The sequence below is a fragment of the Kribbella sp. NPDC004138 genome (assembly GCF_053603655.1).
Map to the genome: position 1 here is coordinate 170,887 of NZ_JBSGFZ010000001.1, position 18,388 is coordinate 189,274.

Annotated in this window: 16 protein-coding genes; 6 read left to right on the top strand and 10 right to left on the bottom strand. The window is 69.1% G+C overall.

Annotated elements, in window-relative coordinates; all coding sequences use genetic code 11:
- Window positions 1-6: 6 nt before the first annotated feature.
- Genes ACWEOO_RS00830 through ACWEOO_RS00840 form a run of 3 tightly spaced genes read right to left on the bottom strand, consistent with a single transcriptional unit; the run spans window position 7 to window position 1,560 of the window.
- A complete protein-coding gene (locus ACWEOO_RS00830; protein ID WP_452141153.1) occupies window positions 7-999 on the bottom strand; it encodes a hypothetical protein in 993 nt (330 codons plus the stop codon).
- Window positions 996-1,217 (bottom strand): heavy-metal-associated domain-containing protein, encoded by a 222-nt coding sequence (locus ACWEOO_RS00835; RefSeq protein WP_167203226.1) that lies wholly within the window; start codon window positions 1,215-1,217, stop codon window positions 996-998. The genes ACWEOO_RS00830 and ACWEOO_RS00835 overlap by 4 nt, the downstream gene beginning before the upstream one ends.
- 40 nt (window positions 1,218-1,257) lie before the next feature.
- Window positions 1,258-1,560 carry a metal-sensitive transcriptional regulator gene (locus tag ACWEOO_RS00840; RefSeq protein WP_452141154.1) on the bottom strand — a complete coding sequence of 101 codons (303 nt, stop codon included), beginning with the start codon at window positions 1,558-1,560 and terminating at the stop codon, window positions 1,258-1,260.
- Window positions 1,561-2,852: 1,292 nt separating this feature from the next.
- Here ACWEOO_RS00840 and ACWEOO_RS00845 point away from each other — a divergent pair.
- A complete protein-coding gene (locus ACWEOO_RS00845) occupies window positions 2,853-3,701 on the top strand; it encodes an ABC transporter ATP-binding protein (protein ID WP_452141155.1) in 849 nt (282 codons plus the stop codon).
- Window positions 3,698-4,687: an ABC transporter permease subunit gene (locus tag ACWEOO_RS00850; protein ID WP_452141156.1), complete on the top strand. Its 990-nt coding sequence runs from the start codon at window positions 3,698-3,700 to the stop codon at window positions 4,685-4,687. The genes ACWEOO_RS00845 and ACWEOO_RS00850 overlap by 4 nt, the downstream gene beginning before the upstream one ends.
- Here the strand turns inward: ACWEOO_RS00850 and ACWEOO_RS00855 are convergent.
- Window positions 4,680-7,193: a YfhO family protein gene (locus ACWEOO_RS00855; RefSeq protein WP_452141157.1), complete on the bottom strand. Its 2,514-nt coding sequence runs from the start codon at window positions 7,191-7,193 to the stop codon at window positions 4,680-4,682. The two genes, ACWEOO_RS00850 and ACWEOO_RS00855, sit on opposite strands and share 8 nt — an antisense overlap.
- Window positions 7,194-7,298: 105 nt before the next feature.
- Here ACWEOO_RS00855 and ACWEOO_RS00860 point away from each other — a divergent pair, with 105 nt between their 5' ends.
- The gene (locus tag ACWEOO_RS00860; protein ID WP_452141158.1) at window positions 7,299-8,279 is read left to right on the top strand and encodes a glycosyltransferase family 2 protein; all 981 of its coding nucleotides are present in this window, start codon (window positions 7,299-7,301) and stop codon (window positions 8,277-8,279) included.
- An 18-nt stretch (window positions 8,280-8,297) separates the two neighbouring features.
- Here ACWEOO_RS00860 and ACWEOO_RS00865 read toward each other — a convergent pair whose 3' ends face one another.
- A complete protein-coding gene (locus ACWEOO_RS00865; RefSeq protein WP_355695889.1) occupies window positions 8,298-9,377 on the bottom strand; it encodes an ABC transporter ATP-binding protein in 1,080 nt (359 codons plus the stop codon).
- Window positions 9,378-9,599: 222 nt separating this feature from the next.
- Here ACWEOO_RS00865 and ACWEOO_RS00870 point away from each other — a divergent pair, with 222 nt between their 5' ends.
- Window positions 9,600-10,628 (top strand): LacI family DNA-binding transcriptional regulator, encoded by a 1,029-nt coding sequence (locus tag ACWEOO_RS00870; protein ID WP_359934117.1) that lies wholly within the window; start codon window positions 9,600-9,602, stop codon window positions 10,626-10,628.
- Here the strand turns inward: ACWEOO_RS00870 and ACWEOO_RS00875 are convergent.
- From ACWEOO_RS00875 to ACWEOO_RS00890, 4 genes are all read right to left on the bottom strand, one after another.
- The gene (locus ACWEOO_RS00875; protein ID WP_452141159.1) at window positions 10,612-12,390 is read right to left on the bottom strand and encodes a LamG-like jellyroll fold domain-containing protein; all 1,779 of its coding nucleotides are present in this window, start codon (window positions 12,388-12,390) and stop codon (window positions 10,612-10,614) included. The two genes, ACWEOO_RS00870 and ACWEOO_RS00875, sit on opposite strands and share 17 nt — an antisense overlap.
- Window positions 12,391-12,466: 76 nt before the next feature.
- The gene (locus ACWEOO_RS00880; RefSeq protein WP_452141160.1) at window positions 12,467-12,964 is read right to left on the bottom strand and encodes a hypothetical protein; all 498 of its coding nucleotides are present in this window, start codon (window positions 12,962-12,964) and stop codon (window positions 12,467-12,469) included.
- Window positions 12,965-13,034: 70 nt separating this feature from the next.
- Complete coding sequence (snpA, locus tag ACWEOO_RS00885; protein WP_452141161.1) at window positions 13,035-13,736, bottom strand: snapalysin; 702 nt, start codon at window positions 13,734-13,736, stop codon at window positions 13,035-13,037.
- A gap of 163 nt (window positions 13,737-13,899) precedes the next feature.
- Window positions 13,900-14,793 (bottom strand): alpha/beta fold hydrolase, encoded by an 894-nt coding sequence (locus ACWEOO_RS00890; protein WP_452141162.1) that lies wholly within the window; start codon window positions 14,791-14,793, stop codon window positions 13,900-13,902.
- Between the two features lie 56 nt (window positions 14,794-14,849).
- Here ACWEOO_RS00890 and ACWEOO_RS00895 point away from each other — a divergent pair, with 56 nt between their 5' ends.
- Complete coding sequence (locus tag ACWEOO_RS00895) at window positions 14,850-15,434, top strand: TetR/AcrR family transcriptional regulator (RefSeq protein WP_452141163.1); 585 nt, start codon at window positions 14,850-14,852, stop codon at window positions 15,432-15,434.
- On the opposite strand, the gene soxR is transcribed toward ACWEOO_RS00895, so the two are convergent.
- Window positions 15,431-15,907: a redox-sensitive transcriptional activator SoxR gene (gene soxR / locus ACWEOO_RS00900; RefSeq protein WP_355695902.1), complete on the bottom strand. Its 477-nt coding sequence runs from the start codon at window positions 15,905-15,907 to the stop codon at window positions 15,431-15,433. The two genes, ACWEOO_RS00895 and soxR, sit on opposite strands and share 4 nt — an antisense overlap.
- Window positions 15,908-16,278: 371 nt before the next feature.
- On the opposite strand from soxR, the gene ACWEOO_RS00905 reads away from it, so the two are divergent.
- Window positions 16,279-18,324: a DEAD/DEAH box helicase gene (locus tag ACWEOO_RS00905; protein WP_452141164.1), complete on the top strand. Its 2,046-nt coding sequence runs from the start codon at window positions 16,279-16,281 to the stop codon at window positions 18,322-18,324.
- The last annotated feature ends 64 nt before the right edge of the window (window positions 18,325-18,388 follow it).

The following is an 18,388-nucleotide window of genomic DNA, read 5'->3' on the forward strand; positions in this document are numbered from 1 at the left end:
CTCCTCTCAGTGGCCGTGCGGCGTCTCGGCGTGCGCCGGGGTCTTGGATGCTGCGCTGGGTACTGCCTTCGGCGGGACGATCGTCGTACCCGTGGCGCCCACCTTCACCGTGAACTCCGCGGTGTGCACCTTGCCCCCGTGCTGGAAGTCCAGGAACAGGCTGTACGTCGCCGCGGTCGGGAACGTCGTACCGAAGGTGATCGACGGTCCGCCCTTCATCCCCGGCTCGGCGTGCTCCGCCGGGTGGTTGTGCAGGTAGGCCAGGTCGCCGCCGCGCAGCGAGACCAGGTGCCCGAAGGCGCCCAGGTACGGCTGCAGGTCGGTGACGGGCTTTCCGCCACGGCTCACCGTGAACGTCAGCTCCGACTCCTTGCCGGCGACCGGAGTGCCCTGCAGCGTCACGTCGTACCCGTCGAAGCTGTAGATGCTCGCCGGTTCGGCGACCGGTACCGGGACATACATGCCGACGACGTTCACGTCCGTGCCGAGGGTGATCGTGCTGTCGTGGCCGGCCGGCTGGAAGTCGGCGTACAGCCGCCAGGTGCCGCCGGCGGTGAACGTGAACGGGATGCTCCACGTCCCGTCCGCCGCCATCGTCGGGTGCACGTGGTGGAACCCGGACAGGTCCCGCCGCACCACGATCAGGTGCAGGTCCTTCTCGTGCGTCTTGGTGTACTGCGTGACCGGTTTGCCGTCCGGTCCTTGGATCGTGAAGCGCAGCTCGGACTTCTCGCCGGACGTGAAGGACGTCTTCGCCGGCGCGAACGTGTAGCCGGCGTCGGACACCGCCAGCCCGGGCAACTGCCCGCCGCCGTCGTGTCCACCGTGTCCCGAGGTCTGCTCCATACCACCCATCTCCTCTCCGTGGGCCGGTGCCGCGGAGGTGTCGTCGGCCGCCGCGATCGGGTCGATCGCGGAACCGATGCCGAACGCCGCCCCGAAGGCGAGCGCCACCGCACCGGCGAACGCGCCGAGCCGGAGCGCGGCGGCCCGGCTCACGACGCCGCCAGTTCGTAGCCCGCCTCGTCGACGGCGTCGCGCACGGCGGCCTCGTCGAGAGCGGACTCACTCGTCACGTGCACCGCGGAGGTGCCGCCCGCGACGAGGTCGATCTTCACGTCCTGGACACCGACGAGCTTGCTGATCTCCTCGGTGACGGCCGAAGTGCAGTGGCCGCAGGTCATGCCGGTGACGGAGTAGGTCGTCGTGGTGCTCATATCGATGCTCCTTGCTCGAAACGGGTGTGATGGGAGATCGTCAGCTGCGGACCAGACGGGCGATCGCGTCGGAGGCTTCCCGAACCTTCTCGTCGGCCTCCGGGCCGCCCCGCTGCGCGGCCTCGACCACGCAGTGCGACAGGTGCTCGTCGAGCAACTCCAGCGAGAAGGACTGCAACGCCTTCGTGGCCGCCGACACCTGGGTCAGGATGTCGATGCAGTACTTGTCCTCCTCGACCATCCGCTGCAGACCACGAACCTGCCCCTCGATCCGCCGCAGCCGCTTCAGATGACTGCTCTTCTCGGCGGTGTATCCGTGCACATGCGTCTGCTCGGTGCTCATCTCGCAACCCTCTTCCTGGCCCTCAGCTACCCCTCCGGGGTATCTCCACGCCCAAGAAGTTACCCCCTCCGGGTATCGAATGCAACCCCTGCGGCAATACCGGTTGGGGGTATGTGTCGCACGCGGGTCCGGGGTGGGGAATCTGGTGAGGGAGTTGAGGTGGCGAGGAGATGCGATGAGGACTGGGGGTGGGAATGTGGTGGCGGACGGTGGTCAGCCCCACGCGTGCTCCACCGGCGCTTACCTCGTCGCTACGCTCCTCACCGCACCCGCTCCGCGCGCTTCCACCCACCCACCGGCTCCCGCCGGGAGTGGTCGGCTGCCTCCGGGGGTGCCCGGCTGGCGCCGGGGTGGCGAGCTGGCGCTCGCGATGACTACTGGCGGGTCGGCCGCGTGGAGCCGGTTGTGGGGAGCGGCGCCCGCGCCACCGTTCACAAGCTCCGCTGCGACGTCGGTACGACGGCGGCCGCGCTTCGCTGCCAGAGGTGAGGCTGTAGCCCGAAAGTGGAGTCTGCACAGAGGACTTCGGACATAGACACGAGCGTCGGCCGGCGCGGCAGATGGTTGCCCCGGCCTCCAACCTGTCGTGTTTGGCGGACGGCGAGACCGCTGCCTCGTTGAGCACCAGCGCGAGACCGCGGAAGAGATCGCTTCGCGCGTGTCAACCACCTGCACCACCCACAACGCCCAGCGCCACCCACGACGCCGAGCGGCACCCCCACGCCGAGCGCCACCCCACGACGCCGAGCGGTACCCCACGACGCCCTGCGGCACCCCACGACGCCCTGCGCCATCCCCCACGCCGAGCGGCACCCCCACGCCGAGCGGCACCCCCACGCCGAGCGGCACCCCCACGCCGAGCGGCACCCCCCACGCCCAGCGCCAGGTAGTACTTCCACCTAGTAGTCGGTGCGAGCGCCAGGCAGTACGTCCAGCTAGTAGTCGTCGCGAGCGCTAGCTCGCCACCCCGGCGGCAGCCGGGCGCTGCCGGCGGTAGCCGGCGGGTGGGTGGGAGCGCGCGGAGCAGGTGCGGTGAGGAGCGCAGCGACGAAGCAAGCGCCTGCGTAGCACGCGTGGGACTGACTATCCACCTCCGCCTTCACCACTCCGCCTCACCACTCCGCCTCACCACTCCGCCTCCGGCTCCCCACCCCCAACCACGTCTGCTGAACAAACCTGGGACGCTGTGCGTCTGCTGAACGACGAGAGGGGTGTGGATGTCCGACGTGGCCGTCAGTACGCGTGGGTTGCGTAAGACGTATCGGACCCGGCGGGGGCGCAGGGTGGTGGCGGTGCAGGGGCTGGATCTTGAGGTGCCGGCTGGGGGTGTGCACGGGTTTCTCGGGCCTAACGGGTCGGGGAAGACGACCTCGATCCGGATGTTGCTGGGGCTGGTGCGGGCCGATGCGGGGACGATGACGGTGTTCGGCGAGCCGGTGCCGGCGCGGTTGCCGGAGGTGGTCGGGCGGGTGGGGGCGATTGTCGAGTCGCCGAAGTTCTTCCCGGCGTTCACGGGGGAGAAGAACCTGGAGCTGCTCGCGGAGGCGATCGGCGCGCCGCGCGCGAGGGTCGGTGAGGTGCTCGAGCAGACGTCGCTCGGTGAGCGGGGCGGGGATCGCTTCCGGTCGTACTCGCTGGGGATGAAGCAGCGCCTGGCGATCGCGGCCACGTTGCTCAAGGAGCCGGACCTGCTGATCTTCGACGAGCCGACGAACGGTCTGGATCCGGCCGGCATCCGGGAGATCCGCGAGACCATGCGCGGTCTCGGTGAGCAGGGGAAGACGGTGCTGGTCAGCAGCCACATTCTGGCCGAGGTGGAGCAGGTCGCCGACACCGTGTCGATCATCGGCCACGGCCGGCTGCTCGCGTCCGGCACGGTCGCCGACGTGATCGGCGGCGGTACGGCGGCGGCCGTGAAGGTTGCTGTGGACAACCACGAGGCCGCGAGCCGGATCCTGACCGCGTCCGGTATGACGGTGCGCGCCGACGGCAGGTACCTGCTCGTCGAGGGCGCGCCCGACCCGGCCGACGTGACGCGGCGCCTGGCCCATCAGGAGTTGTACGTGTCCGAGCTGGTCCCGGTCCGCGCCGATCTCGAGTCGGTGTTCCTGGAGCTGACCGAAGGTGAGGGGCTGCGATGATCCGCCTGACCAAGGTCGAGCTCCGGCGGCTGACCGCGCGGCGGTTGATGGTGATCGGTCTCGCCGGCCTGTTCCTGATCACGATCCTGCTGCTGGTGGCCACCTGGTTCGACGCGCGGCCGCTGTCGGCCGCCGAGCAGCAGCGGGCCCAACAGCAGTTCGAGATCGCGCACCACGAGTGGGTCGAGCACGCCGACGAGACGCGCAAGCAGTGCGAGGCGGACTGGAAGACGCAGCCCGACCCGAAGCCGAAGCTCGACGACATGTGCGCGTATCCGGAGCCCAGGCTGGAGGATTTCGGCAAGCCGAAGACCGTGTTCAGCCAGATCACGCCGGAGCTGCTGCAGGGCTCGTCGTACTTCCTCGCCTTCGCGGCATTCCTGATCGGGGCCAGTTTCCTCGGCGCGGAGTTCAGCTCCGGTGCCATCGGCAACTGGTTGACGTTCGAGCCGCGCCGGCTGCGGGTGTACGGCAGCAAGCTGCTCGCCGCCGCGACCGGGTTCGTACCGGTGGCCGCGGTCGTTCTGGGGGTCGTGCTGTTCGGAACGTTCCTGATCGTCGACAAGCTGGGCGACACGGCGGGTACGACGGGGAAGGTCTGGGGTGACCTGGCCGCGATCGGGGGCCGTGCCGTGGTGACCACCGCGCTGGCGGCTGCGCTCGGCTGTGTGGTCGGCCTGCTGCTCCGGCACACCGCCGCCGCGATCGGTGTCGTGATGGCGTACCTGGTGCTCGCCGAGGGCGTGTTCGCCGCGTTCCTGGAGAAGGCCCAGCCGTGGCTGGTGAAGCTCAACTTCGACGCCTTCGTGCGGCATGACACGCGGTACTACGTGACGGAATGCAAAGCCGGCGGCGACGGCAGCTACGCCTGCGACTACGTGCAGAAAACGCTGTCCTTCGAGCATGGCGCGTGGTACCTCGCGGCCCTCACCGCGGTCGTGGTCCTGCTCGGCGCCTGGGTCTTCAACCGCCGCGACGTCAACTAGCCGTCCGCCGCCGCCGTCGTCGTACCGCGCCGATCAGCACGATCCCGAGCGTGGCCACGGCGGCGGCCGCGCCGATCGCGAGCCCGCGGCGGAGCCCTGGCGGCACGAACGTGCAGTCGACCCGGTCCGCCGCACCGGTCAACGGAACGGCCATCAGGCCGCCGAAGTTCCGCGGGGTTTGCGGCTTGCCGCCGGCGACCCGGCAGGTCCAGCCGCTGATCTTCGGTACGCCGATGACGGCCCAGCCCTTGCTGTCCGCGGGCAAGGTCGCGTGCAGCGAGTGGCCGCTCGCCTTCACGTCGGTCGCCCCGGTCGCCCGCAACGACTTCACTGCTTTGCGGAGCGCCGCCGGGCTGAGGCAACCGATCGCGTTGCGCGGCGGGATGCCCTGCGGGGCGTCGCCGAAGTTGACCTCGATGAGCACGATGCCGTTGGCCGGCACGGTGCCGAGTCCGACCATCGCGCTGCTGGTGTTGATGCCTGGCCGGCGCGTCGAGCTCAGCTCCCACCAGCGGCCTTCGGCGAGCCGGGCGCGGCCGCCGACCCGCGGCATGAACAGGTACGCCGAACTGCCCGGCGCGCATTTCGCGACCAGCTTGACGTCACCGCTGGCGAACCGCGTGCCCTTGTACTCCGGGACCTCGTACACCTTGCTGCCGAGCAACCGCTCCTGCGCGGCGTACGCGTTCGGGGCGTTGTTGTCGAGCGGCACCGCGGCGTCGAGCCGGCGCCGTACGGTGACCAGCGGCGGCACCGTCGCCCGGCCGATCTCCGGGGCGCCGTCGCCGATCAACCGCATCCGCGCGCCGACCGAGAAGATCGCGTCCGTCGCCGGGTTGTCGAGCGTGTGGGCCGCGCGGCCGTACCCGGACCAGCCGAAGCCGAGCTCGGTCATCATCTGGTTGACCGAGTGCGGCAGCAGGCTGCTGTACAGCCCGGCGCCCTGCCCGCCGAGCAGGATCGGATCGTTCGGCGTGATCGACGTCCCCGGCTCGGTCCGGTACGCCGGCCACCCGCCGGCGTCGCGCAGCGCGTCGTACCGCGCGGTCTGCTTCTCGTCCCACGGCGCGGCCGACGTGCTGAGCACCTTCGAGCGCTGCACGTCGGTGATCACCGCGGTCCAGGTGGTCTCCACCGCGACGACCGCCAGCAGTACGCCGAACGCTGCCGCGACGGGCCACTTGGTACGGCGGGTTCCCGGGATCCGGCGCAACGTCCAGATGATGCCGAACGCAACCACGGTCAGCGCTGCGGAGGCGATCAGCACGATCAGCCAGTGCTCGGTCAGCAGCGGGCTCCCCTCGGACAGGACGGCGATCAGCGCCAGCAGCGCCGCCCCGCCCAGCAGGGCGATCGGCCCAGGTAGCTTGTGCGCGACCGAGATCCACGCGACCGCGACGAGCAGGCCGCAGAGCACGAACGCCTCGCGGTACTGGCTGCCGTTCGGGGTGTCGAACGCGTGCCAGAACTCCTGCGTCGGCGCCCAGCGGAACGACCAGCCGACAGCGACGATCGTGACGACCCAGACCGCCTTTTCCCGCCACGGGACGAACTTGTTGAACGGCATCGTCAGCGCGAGCAGCAGCGCGATCGTGCCGACGTACAGGCTGGCGGTGCGGCCGACGCCCTCGGACAGCGGCAGCAGCCGGGACAAGAACAGGTCGATCGCCGACGCGTGGAAGATCCCGGACGGGGACGGCGTCGCGGCCCGGTTCGTGGTGACGATCGGGAGCAGGACGGGCGCGACCAGCGCCATGCCGAGCGCGAACGAGACGCCGTGCCGCACGACCGACCGGAGGCGCAGCGACCAGCTCAGGTCGCTGCTGAGCAGCCGGGCGAGCAGGTAGATCCCACCCGCGATTGTTGCCATGTAGGCGGTGTAGAAGTTGGACAGCCAGAAGACGGCCACCACCAGCACACTCAGCAGCCGGTTGGTACGGCGCAGTGACCACTCGGCGACCAGGAAGAACATCGGCAGGGCAATCAGGCCGTCGAGCCACATCGGCACGTAGGATCCGTCGTCGAGTGCCCAGCCGCACGCGCCGTACGAAACACCCAGGATCGCCGCAACCCAGCGGGGTCCTGGGCGCATCGAGAGAAGTACAGCGGCCATCGCGGCCGCGGCGAGACTCAGCTTGAGGGTGGTGACGACGTAGACGGCGAGATCGATCTGGTCCCGGGGGAACAGACCCACGAGCAGTGACAATGGGCTGCCGAGATCGACTCCGACGTCCGCGAGGAAGCCGACGCCGAAGGCGCTCTGCCAGTTGAACAGCAGATCGCCCTGGGCCCGGCCGTGCAGGACGTCCCAGAGGTGGGCGAAGAAAGGGATGTACTGCGTGCCAAGATCGTTGGTACTGCGGGACAGCGAACCGAAGGGAAAGGTACCGCGGATGATTCCGGAGGCGGCGAACACCGCCGCCACCACGACAGCTGCGACGGCGGCCGGCAGGAACGCCGATCGCCGCCGGACAGTCCCTCCCTCAGCACTGTCCTCGGAAACCATTGGCCGCCCCTTCGTTCCGCTCGCTCGGTCGCCAAAGCTAGCGGGTAGTTCCGGTATGGACAAGAATCGCATCACGGTCGGCGTGCGGGGCGGATGGAGACAACGATGCGGTTGAGTCTGGTGGTGCCGTGTTACAACGAGGTCGAGGTGATCTCGCGGTTCCATCAGGCGCTCAGCCACGAGCTCGCGGGGACCGGGCGGCCGTACGAGATCGTGTATGTCGACGACGGTAGTTCTGATGGGACGCTCGACGCACTCGTCGGGTTGGCAGCGAGCGACGAATCGGTGCGGTACCTGTCGTTCAGCAGGAACTTCGGCAAGGAGGCCGCGATGCTGGCCGGCCTGCGGTACGCGACCGGCGACGCCGTGGTGATCATGGATGCCGACCTGCAGCACCCGCCGGAGCTGATCGGCCGGATGCTGGAGGAGTACGAGCGCGGCTTCGACCAGGTGATCGCGCGCCGCAACCGGACCGGCGACCCGGCGAGCCGGACGCTGTTCGCGCGCGCGTACTACTGGCTGATCAACAAATGGGCCGACGTCGAGCTTGTCGACGGCGTCGGCGACTTCCGGCTGCTGTCCCGGCGCGCGGTCGACGGACTGCTCGAGCTGAACGAGTACAACCGGTTCTCGAAGGGGCTGTTCGCCTGGATCGGGTTCGAGTCGATCCTGTTCGAGTACGACAACGTGAAGGCACCGCCGGACCGCAAGAGCCGGTGGACCTTCCGGCGCCTACTGGAGTACGGGTTCGACGGGCTGCTGTCGTTCAACAGCAAGCCGCTGCGGATGGCGATCTACGTCGGCCTGCTGCTGACCGCGGTCGCCGCCGTGTACGCCGTCTGGGTGCTCGTGGCCGCGATCGTGCGCGGCGTGGACATGCCGGGCTACGTCACGCTGATCGCCGCGATCGTCGGCCTCGGCGGCCTGCAGATGGTGATGCTCGGCGTGATCGGCGAGTACATCGGCCGGATCTACTACGAAACCAAGAAGCGCCCGCACTACCTGCTCAAGCAGACCAACATGAACCCCGCGGACCGGCTGGATAAGCCGCCGGCCCCGGGCGGTGGAACCACCCGGGGCCGGTAGGACAGCTACTGCTGAGGATCAGGCGGTGAGCCGCTCCTCGGTGGAGGTCGAGAACAGGTGCAGCTTGTCCGGCACCGCCGCCAGGCGGACCGTCGAGCCCTTCTCGACCGGCATCCGGGCGTCGATCCGCGCCACGATCTGCTGGTGCTCGTTGTTGTGCTCCGCGGTGCCGTAGAGGTACGCGTCGGCGCCGAGCTCCTCGACGACGGCGACCTTCACCGGCAGGCCCTCGTCGGCGACCTTGAAGGCCTCCGGGCGAACGCCGACGGTCAGGGTCTTGTCGCTGCCGGCCTTGGCCAGGATGTCGCGGCCGATCGGGATGATGTAGTCCCCGACCTTGGCGCCACCGTCGGCGATGTCGGCGGTGATCAGGTTCATCGCCGGCGAACCGATGAAGCCCGCGACGAACTTGTTCTTCGGGTTGTCGTACAGGTTCAGCGGGGTGTCGACCTGCTGGAGCAGACCGTCCTTGAGCACCGCGACCCGGTCGCCCATCGTCATGGCCTCGACCTGGTCGTGGGTGACGTAGACGGTGGTGACGCCGAGACGCTGCTGCAGCTCGGCGATCTGGGTACGGGTCTGGACACGCAGCTTGGCGTCGAGGTTCGACAGCGGCTCGTCCATCAGGAAGACCTGCGGGTTACGGACGATCGCGCGACCCATCGCGACACGCTGGCGCTGACCACCGGACAGGGCCTTCGGCTTGCGGTCGAGGTACTCCTCCAAGCCGAGCAGCTTGGCGGCCTCGCCGACCCGCTTCGCCCGGTCCTCCTTGGAGACACCCTGCATCTTCAGCGCGAAGCCCATGTTGTCCGCGACCGACATGTGCGGGTAGAGCGCGTAGTTCTGGAACACCATCGCGATGTCCCGCTCCTTCGGCGGACGGTGCGTGACGTCGCGGTCGCCGATGTAGATGGAACCCTCGTTGACCTCTTCGAGGCCGGCGAGCATCCGGAGCGAGGTGGACTTGCCGCAACCCGACGGGCCGACGAGCACCATGAACTCGCCGTCCTCGATCTCGAGGTTGAGCTTGTCGACGGCGGGGGTGTCACCACCGGGGTAGATCCGGGTTGCCGCCTTGAACGACACAGTAGCCATGACTGTTCTTTCCCTTCACCGGCAGGAACGTGCCGGACGATCCGAGTAAAGGTTCCCCCGGGCGGGGGAGTCCGCCTATCCTCGCCCGGCCCGGCTCGTCCTGACAAGGTGTACGGCGTGTGACGTGTCCGTTCTGTTCACCCTGTGGACACTCGTGTGCAGCCTGCAAGTTCTTGCAGGATCTTGCTGAAAAGTCAGAGGCGGCTGGGTACAGTGCCGGGCGTGAGCAGCAGAGCACGGCTGGCGGACATCGCGGCCAAGGCGGGGGTCAGTGAGGCGACGGTCTCGCGAGTGCTGAACGGGAAGCCGGGGGTGGCCGACGACACCAAGCAGTCGGTCCTGACCGCGCTCGACGTCCTCGGGTTCGAGCGGCCGTCGCGGTTGCGGCGCCGCTCGGCGGGGCTGATCGGGCTGGTGATGCCGGAGTTGATCAACCCGATCTTCCCGGCGTTCGCGCAGGTCATCGAGTCGGCGTTGTCGCAGCGCGGGTACACCCCGGTGCTGTGCACGCAGTCGCCGTCCGGGGCGACCGAGGAGGAGTACGTCGAGATGCTGCTCGAGCGCGGCGTCTCCGGGATCATCTTCGTGTCCGGCCTGCACGCGGACACCGGCGCGGACCACGAGCGGTACCAGTTGCTGGTCGAGCGCCACTTGCCGGTGGTGTTCGTGAACGGCTGGCTGCCGTCGGTCGAGGCGCCGTTCGTGTCCTCGGACGAGTACGCCGCGATGGAGCTGGCGGTCTCGCACCTGGTGGCCCTCGGGCACCGTCGGATCGGGTTCGCGTCCGGTCCGGAGCGATTCATCGTCGTCCAGCGGAAGCTGGCCGGGTACCGGACGTCGATGAAGGCCCAGCTGGGCCTGCCGGACGAGGACCTGGATCCGATGGTCGCGCTGAGCATGTTCGGTGTCGAGGGCGGCGAGGCGGCCGGCCGGCAGCTGCTGGACGCCGGGGTGACCGCGGTCGTGTGCGGCTCGGACATGATGGCGCTCGGCGTCATCCGCGCCGCCCGGCAGCGCGGTCTGACCGTGCCCGGGGACGTCTCGGTGGTCGGGTACGACGACGCGCCGATGATGGAGTTCACCGACCCGCCGATGACCACGATCCGCCAGCCTGTGCATGCGATGGGCCTGGCCGCGGTCCAGTCCCTGCTGGAAGAGGTCCGCGGCCACACCACACCCCATACAGAGTTCCTGTTCCGCCCGGAACTCGTCGTCCGTGGTTCGACCGGCCCGGTCAGAACGGGTATCTGAGCCGTAAGCCAGGGGCTGTCGTCGCGTTGCTGGTGTAGATCCCGGAGATCTCTGTCGGCGTCAACGCGCGTGTGTAGAGCCGGAAGTCGTCGAGCGCGCCCTGGAGGTTCTGCAGGCCGTCAAGGCGCTGCCCCAGGTGGATCTGGAACGGACGCTTAGGGCTGACCGATCCGATGCTGCCCGTAGCGCTGGCTGCTGCCACGCCGTCGACGTACAGGGTGAAGGCGCTGCCTTGGCGGCTCAGCGCGAAGTGGTGCCAGGCCTGGTCGTTGTAGGGCTTGCTGGTTTGCAGGGTGATTGCGGTCTCGCCACTCTGGGCGAGAGCTCGCAGCCGGTTCTTGGACGGTTCCGCGCGGAGCCAGAGCTGGGAGTAGACGTCGCCCTGGTTGTAGGCCCAGAGCAGCGGCTGGTCGGCGGTGCTGGCGCCGTACTTGAACCAGCCGGTCCAGGTGAAGTCGCCGCTGCTCACTGCGAGCTGCTCCGCGAACGGGAGCTGCACGTAGTCGTCGGCGCCGTCGAGCGAGACCGCCGTACCGAACTTGCCGGCCACCGGCGCCGGTCCGCGCAGGTAGCCGTCGAGGTTGTTGCCGGAGGCATCAGGTGTGGTGGGTACGCCGGCGGTGTTGCCGTCGGGCAGACCGAGGTCGGACTCGGTGAAGGTCGTGAACCAGATGTACCCGTGCGACCAGTTGGCGGCGCGTTCGTAGACGAGACCGACGGTGCTGTCGCTGATCCGGGTCATGTCGGTGTACGCCGCCATGCCGCTGTAGATGACCGTGCCGCCGCCGGGGTCGACCCACTCCGTGCCGCCCTTGAAGGTGGAGCGGATCGTGAGGTTTTCCCGGGTCGTCCCTTGACGGGTCTCCGTGGCGAGCAGCACGCGGTTGTAGCGGTCGCCGCGATCGGTCGCCCTGAGCTCGAGCGTCGACGCCTGCACGGTCGGTACGGCGAGGCTCTGCTCGGCGGCGTCGGCGTGGAAGCCGGTGGAGAAGGTCTGTCCGGCGTCGCTCGAGACGGCCGACGCGACCGTGGACGGGTTGGTGCCGCCCTCGTCGCGGGCGAGGGCGAACAGGGAGCCGTCGGGGCGCTCGAAGACGGACAACTCCTGGACGCGGAGGGCCGGATCCGCGGAGTTGTCGTGGGCTCCGAGGTGCCACGTCGTACCGCTGTCGTCGCTGTAGACGAGGGCGCCGCCTTTGTGGTCGCCGTCAGTGGTGGAGTAGTGCGTGCCGACGACCAACCGGCCGGCGTGCGGTCCGCGTCGCAGTTGGATGCCGTGCGATGGGCCGGTCGCGTAGCTAGTCCACTCCGGCAGCTTCACGCTGCTGGTGATCTCGCGCGGTGCGGTCCAGGTTGCCCAGTTGTCGTCGCTGTACTGCGCCCACACCGTGTTGTAGTCGCGCGTGGTGAGCAACGTGATCCGGCCGGTGTCGGCGTCGACGATCGGGGCCGGGTTGTGCGCGGTCGAGTTCACGCCCGCATGCACGGCCTGCGGCGCGCTCCAGGTCGCGCCACCGTCCGTCGATCGCACCATCACGACGTCGTGCGTGCCGAGGTCACCGCAGGTCGGCTTCCGGCCCTCGGCGAACAACACGAGCGTGCCGTCGTTCCCGCGCACCAGGGCCGGGATCCGGAAACAGTTGTACCCCGCGGTTCCGGGCGACAGGATCGCCTTTCCCTCCAGACCTGCGCCGTACGCCGGAGACGTCAGACAGGCCGTAACCATCACGAGAAGCGCAAGCACCGCTCGGCGGAATCTCATGCGCACCAGTCTTCGCGAGAACCGGCGCTAATCGACGGGTTCCCGGCGTGTCGTAGTACGTCCTATGTCCTCACCGTCAGTGCTCGCAGGTCTTCGTCCGGAAGTCGGTCAGCGACTCGATGTGCCGCTCGTTGTCGGTGCCGACCCACACCGTGCCGGGTTCGAGCCGCGCGAGGTCCTGCTCGGCGAACTCCACGTGGCTCGCCGACCAGCTGTTGTCATGCGTCCACCCGTAGATCGTGTACCGCGTTGCCGGATCACGGCGCTCGAGAGTTCCGATGAGGCGCCACCCGTTCTCGCCGGCGGTCAGCGTGAACTGCGAGAACCCGGCTACGGCCGGCGTGACCTCCCAGCGGCCCATGGCCTTGTCCTGGGGCGTCTCCGGCTCGGGACGTGGATCCCGCAGATACATGCTCGCTCCGTCGATGTGGCCCTCGCACATCTGGACGACGATCAACGGCTGACCTTGGGCGTCGACTGCCACACCGACGATCCCGCCCGGAGGCACGCCGCAGCCGGTCAGTGCCGACGTACCGATGACTGCCGCGGCCGCGGCCCCAGCCCATCTCCGCATGGTTCAGAGTAAAAGCTCCGGCCCGGTGCCGTCCCCTGCCGGGCGGCTCCGGGCCGGAGGCTTCGGGGGACTACTTGGCGGTGTGGAAGGCCGAGGTGCCGGCGGCGGCGAAGCCGTTGGCCCAGAGCTGGTTCACCTTCGAGCGCTCGGTCGAGTCCGGGTAGGGGTTGGTGCAGGACGGGCCGGGCCCGCCGCCCGACATCAGCTCGGAGCACGGGCCGGAGTAGTGGTCCGGCAGGCCGAGCACGTGGCCGGTCTCGTGGGCGACGATGCGGGTCTTGTCGTACTGCTGGGACTGCGCGTAGTCGATGAAGATGTATCCGCCGCCGTGGCCGTCGGTGGACGCGTACGAACCGCGGGGGTCGTTGCCCTCGGTGTAGTAGAAGTCGTAGTTGCTGCCCTCGACGAGCTTCACGTTGCTCACCGACGAGTTCCAGATCTGCGTGCTGGAGGAGATCTGCGACGCGAACGTCGGCGCGTCGACGGCGTACGTGACGGTCACCGCGGTGACCTTGCGGCCTGACTTCGCCTGCTGTGCCATCTTGGCCCGCGCGGACTTCATGACGGCGTCGTAGAACGCCTTGGTGGCGGCTTCGTCCTGCGGCGAGCCGACGTAGGCCGCCCGGGTGGCAGCGGTGGAGACAGTGGAGACGGTGGCGACGGTGTGGTCGGTGGCCGGCGCGGCAGTCGAGGGGGACGCTGCCAACGCGGGCACGGCCAGCGCGGCGGCGGCGAGCCCCGCGAAGCTGGTCAGGATACGGCGATGCGACATGGAGGGCCTCACTCCGAATCGGTGGCGGATAGCGACGGGCGGATCACCGATCGCTACCAACGGATGCTGCCAAGACTCACCGGATTTCGCATCGGATCGCGGAAAACCCTCGGGTTAACCCGCGAACCGGGCCGATCGTTCTATGCCGCCCATAGTTTTGTGGTTATGGGGTGTCGTGCGTGTCCAGGAGGCTCCGCAGGTCGCCCGCGATCCGGTCCGGGTACTCGCCGTTGACCGCGTGCGACGCGTCCGGATAGAACGCGACGGTCTTCGTACGCAATGCGCGCTCGGCGGTACTGCGGGCCTTCGCCGGGTCATGCATCACCGAACGCCCGGCGATGATCGCGAGCACCGGCATCGGCAGGTCCGCCAACTGCTCCTCGGTGATCCGGTGCGGCTGCGGCTGGCGGATCGTGTAGTTCTTCATGCCGGACTCGATCATGTCGGCCACCGGCACGTGCTCGACCGGCTTGCCGCCGGCCGTGTAGGAGTTGAAGCTGTCCCGCCACGAGCGCGGCAACCACTTCACCGTGGCCGGCAGTGAGCGGATCACGACCTCGAGCGGCAGTCCGTCGTACACGAAGACAGCGTCCAGGGTGGTGACCGTCGCGATCCGCTCCGGGTGCCGGACGGCGAGGTTCATCGCGGTCCAGCCGCCGATGGACAGGCCGAGGAGGTTGAAGCGCTTCTCCGGCAGGGCCGCCAGCGTCTGGTCCAGCCAGGCGGCTTTGTCGGCGTCGGAGGTGATCGGCTTGCTCTGGATGCTCATCCCGGGCTCGCCGAGCAGGTCGATCGCGTAGACGTCGGTGATCGCGAGCAGCGATTTCAGGTTGTCGGCCCACACGGGCGTGCCCGACGAGGTGCCCGGCAGCAGGACCAGCGGATGGCGGTTTCCCTTGGCGCCTGCGAACCCATACACGCGGACCAGGCCGAACTCGGTGCGAATGTCGTGCACCGCCGCCGGCGCCGGGACGTCGCGCATCGCCGCGTCGTACTTCGAGCGGTAGTCGTCGTACCCGGAAGCGCTGTTCCAGTGACCGACCGGATTCTTGGGCATCGAAGGTCTCTCCTAACCACTTGGTAAGTAATCTCGCCATACGGTAAGTTGAGGCCATGCCTTCAGCGCGCGGCCGGAACCTGACGTTCACCGAGGAAGCCCGCCGCGCGCAGCTGGTCGACGTCACGATCGAGCTGGTCGCGGATCGCGGGTACGCCGCGGCGTCGCTCGGGCGGATCGCGGAGAGCGCCGGGATCACGAAGGCCGGCGTGCTGTACCACTTCCCGTCCAGACAGGCCCTCGTCGAGGCCGCCTATCAGCACGTGCTGGCGGCGGTGGTGGCGACCGTCGGCGCGGCAGTCGGGGCCGTGGGTCCGGCGGACGGCGTGTCGGCGTACGTCCGGTCGATGGTCGGACATCTGCGGGAGCGGCCGCGGCATGTGCGGATGCTCATCGAGGCGATGACGTCGGTGGCCCCGTTGACCGACTCGAAGGCGCGCTGGTCCGCGGTCGCGGACCTGCTGGCCGCGGCCCGTGCTGCCCGCGGGGTGACGGAGTCGGTCGATCTGCGGTCCGCCGCGCTGCTGATCGGCGGCGGAATCGACGCGATCGTGGCCGAGTCGCTCGCCGATCCGGCGTACGACGCTGCGGCCGCCGCCGAACTGCTGGTCGACGTGGTGGAGCGTGGGTTCCTGAGTTAGGCCTCGCCGGGGATGCCGACGTTGAGCAGGCGGGCGCCGGGACCGCGGGTGGAGAGGCGGTCCTCCTTGTTGTAGAGGTTGCAGCGCTGGAGGCTGAGGCAGCCGCACCCGATGCAGGAGTCGAGGTCGTCACGGAGCCGTTCGAGCTCGGAGATCCGCTCGTCCAGGCGGCTGCGCCACGACTTCGAGAGCTTGCTCCAGTCGGCGCGGGTCGGTGTCCGGTCCTCGGGGAGCGAATCCAGCGCCTGTTTGATCTCGGCGAGCGCGAGACCGACCCGCTGCGCCGCCTGCACGAACGCGATCCGCCGCAGCGTGCTGCGCTGGTACTGCCGCTGGTTGCCGGCCGTCCGCCGGGACGCGATCAGTCCCTGATCCTCGTAGAACCGTAACGCCGACGCCGCCACCCCGGACCGCTGCGCGATCTCCCCGATCGAGAGCCAATGCTCCTTGCTGGGGACGTTCTCCTCTCCCATACCGCCACCCTAGGACGGCATTCCAAAAACTCAACAACGCTTGAACTGTGTGGCGACGGGTACCGAGAGCACCAGTTGGCCGGGTGGTCTGGTCCGCGGCGGGTGGTCGGGGCGGTCGTCACGATCGGTTATACTTTTCTGGTGTCGGTGCGCGCGTCGCGTCACCAGAGATGTTCCCAGGCGCTCCGACCCGTCGGTTTCAGCATCCGGCTGAAGATCCCGGCGACATGGGTGCAACGCGATAGCACCCGCAGGTCGATGCCCGTCTCCTGCTGAAGTACGTAGCTTTGTCCGGTCATGTTTTCGTGACCGGCGCTCACGTGCGGCTGCGATCCGGCGCCAATCGTCCGTGAATCCGAGAGAGAGTTTGCGTGACCCAGCACCACCAGCACGACCCCGAGTCCGCCGACGGGCGGACCAAGAAGCCCCGGCACAAGAAGCACCAGAACCAGTCGTACGGCGAGCGGATGGCCGCGGACGCGACGTACGACGCACCGCGCGCGGACCGTGCGCCGGTGAAGGGCTACCGCTCCGAACAGCCCCGCCCCGACCGCGGCCAGCGCAACCGCGACGACCGCCCGTACAACCGGGACGACCGTCCGCAGTACAACCGCGACGACCGTTCGTCGTACAACCGTGACGAGCGGCCGCGCTTCAACCGTGACGACCGTCCGCAGTACAACCGCGATGAGCGGCCGCGCTTCAACCGTGACGACCGTCCGCAGTACAACCGTGACGAGCGGCCGCGCTTCAACCGCGATGACCGTCCGCAGTACAACCGTGACGAGCGGCCGCGCTTCAACCGCGACGACCGTCCGCAGTACAACCGCGACGACCGTTCGTCGTACCGGCGGGACGACCGTTCGCAGGGTGAGCGGACCGACCGGCCGCGGTTCAACCGGGATGAGCGTCCGCGCTTCAACCGCGACGACCGTCCGCAGTACAACCGGGACAACCGGTCGCAGTACAGCCGGGAGGACCGGCCCCGTTTCGAGCGGGACGACAAGAGCTATCGGAGGGACGAGCGAGTGCAGCGGGACGACCGGCGGAACGAGCAGGCGGAGCAGCCGGTGGACCTCGGTACTGTTGCTGAGGACAACCAGTTTGCCGCGCTCGGCCTCGCGCCGCGGCTCGTGCAGCGGCTGGCCCGGGACGGGATCACCACGCCGTTCCCGATCCAGGCCGCGACCATCCCGGACGCGCTGGCCGGCAAGGACGTGCTCGGCCGCGGCCAGACCGGCTCCGGCAAGACGCTCGGCTTCGGTCTCCCGACGCTGATGCGGCTGGCCGGCGGCCGGACCGAGTCGCGCCGTCCGCGCGGCATGATCCTGGTGCCGACCCGTGAGCTCGCGATGCAGGTGCACGACGCGCTCGAGCCGCTCGCGCACGTGATGAACGTGTCGCTGAAGCTGATCGCCGGCGGCCTGCCGTACCCGAAGCAGATCGAGTCGCTGCGCCGCGGCGTCGACCTGCTGATCGCCACCCCGGGCCGCCTGATCGACCTGTGCGAGCAGGGCGCGGCGGATCTGGGCGCGGTGGAGATCTCGGTCCTCGACGAGGCCGACCACATGTGCGACATGGGCTTCATGCCGGCCGTCACCACGCTGCTCGACATGACGCCCGCCGAGGGTCAGCGGCTGCTGTTCTCCGCGACCCTCGACAACGACGTCGACAAGATCGTGCGGACCTACCTGAAGGACCCGGTGCAGCACTCGACCGAGTCCGGGCAGGCGACGGTGAGCACGATGGAGCATCACCTGCTGGTGATCGAGCCGGCGCACAAGCAGTCCCTGACCGCGGAGCTGGCCAGTCGTGACGGCCGGACCATCGTCTTCGTCCGTACCAAGCTGGGCGCCGACCGGATCGCGACACAGCTGCGCGACCGCGGCGTGATGGCCGCGGCCCTGCACGGCGGCCTGGCCCAGGGCGCACGGAACCGGACGCTGGAGCAGTTCAAGGACGGTTCCGTTCCGGTGCTCGTGGCAACGGATGTCGCGGCCCGGGGCATCCATGTCGACGACGTCGGGCTGGTCGTCCAGGCCGACCCGCCGGCCGAGCACAAGGACTACCTGCACCGCGCCGGCCGTACGGCGCGTGCGGGCGGCAAGGGCGCCGTCGTCACGCTCGTTCTGCCGCACCAGCGGCGCGGGATGATGCGGATGGCCGAGTCGGCCGGCGTGAAGGCCGAGCCGGTCCGGGCGCGTCCGGGCGACGAGCTCGTGACGGAGCTGACCGGCGGCAACAAGCCGTCCGGGTACCCGGTGAAGCTGCCGGCCCCGAAGCCGCGCGGCAACAGGGGCGGTCGCCGCTTCGGCAGCACCCGCCCGGGAGGCGGCCAGTACAGCCGCGGTGGCAATGGCCCGCGCCGCAGCGGCAACGGCCCCCGCCGTACCGACGGGAAGTCGTACCAGCACTGAGCCGCGAAGGCTTGAACAACGAACGGTGGGCTTGGACAGGGCATTTCCTGGTCAAGCCCACCGT

Coding starts and splice junctions, on each gene's coding strand:
- ACWEOO_RS00835 (WP_167203226.1), bottom strand. CDS start 1,217: ATGAGCACCACGACGACCTACTCCGTCACCGGCATGACCTGCGGCCAC.
- ACWEOO_RS00840 (WP_452141154.1), bottom strand. CDS start 1,560: ATGAGCACCGAGCAGACGCATGTGCACGGATACACCGCCGAGAAGAGC.
- ACWEOO_RS00865 (WP_355695889.1), bottom strand. CDS start 9,377: ATGGCTACTGTGTCGTTCAAGGCGGCAACCCGGATCTACCCCGGTGGT.
- ACWEOO_RS00890 (WP_452141162.1), bottom strand. CDS start 14,793: ATGCCCAAGAATCCGGTCGGTCACTGGAACAGCGCTTCCGGGTACGAC.
- ACWEOO_RS00855 (WP_452141157.1), bottom strand. CDS start 7,193: ATGGTTTCCGAGGACAGTGCTGAGGGAGGGACTGTCCGGCGGCGATCG.
- soxR (WP_355695902.1), bottom strand. CDS start 15,907: ATGGGAGAGGAGAACGTCCCCAGCAAGGAGCATTGGCTCTCGATCGGG.
- ACWEOO_RS00875 (WP_452141159.1), bottom strand. CDS start 12,390: ATGAGATTCCGCCGAGCGGTGCTTGCGCTTCTCGTGATGGTTACGGCC.
- ACWEOO_RS00860 (WP_452141158.1), top strand. CDS start 7,299: ATGCGGTTGAGTCTGGTGGTGCCGTGTTACAACGAGGTCGAGGTGATC.
- ACWEOO_RS00850 (WP_452141156.1), top strand. CDS start 3,698: ATGATCCGCCTGACCAAGGTCGAGCTCCGGCGGCTGACCGCGCGGCGG.
- ACWEOO_RS00880 (WP_452141160.1), bottom strand. CDS start 12,964: ATGCGGAGATGGGCTGGGGCCGCGGCCGCGGCAGTCATCGGTACGTCG.
- ACWEOO_RS00895 (WP_452141163.1), top strand. CDS start 14,850: ATGCCTTCAGCGCGCGGCCGGAACCTGACGTTCACCGAGGAAGCCCGC.
- snpA (WP_452141161.1), bottom strand. CDS start 13,736: ATGTCGCATCGCCGTATCCTGACCAGCTTCGCGGGGCTCGCCGCCGCC.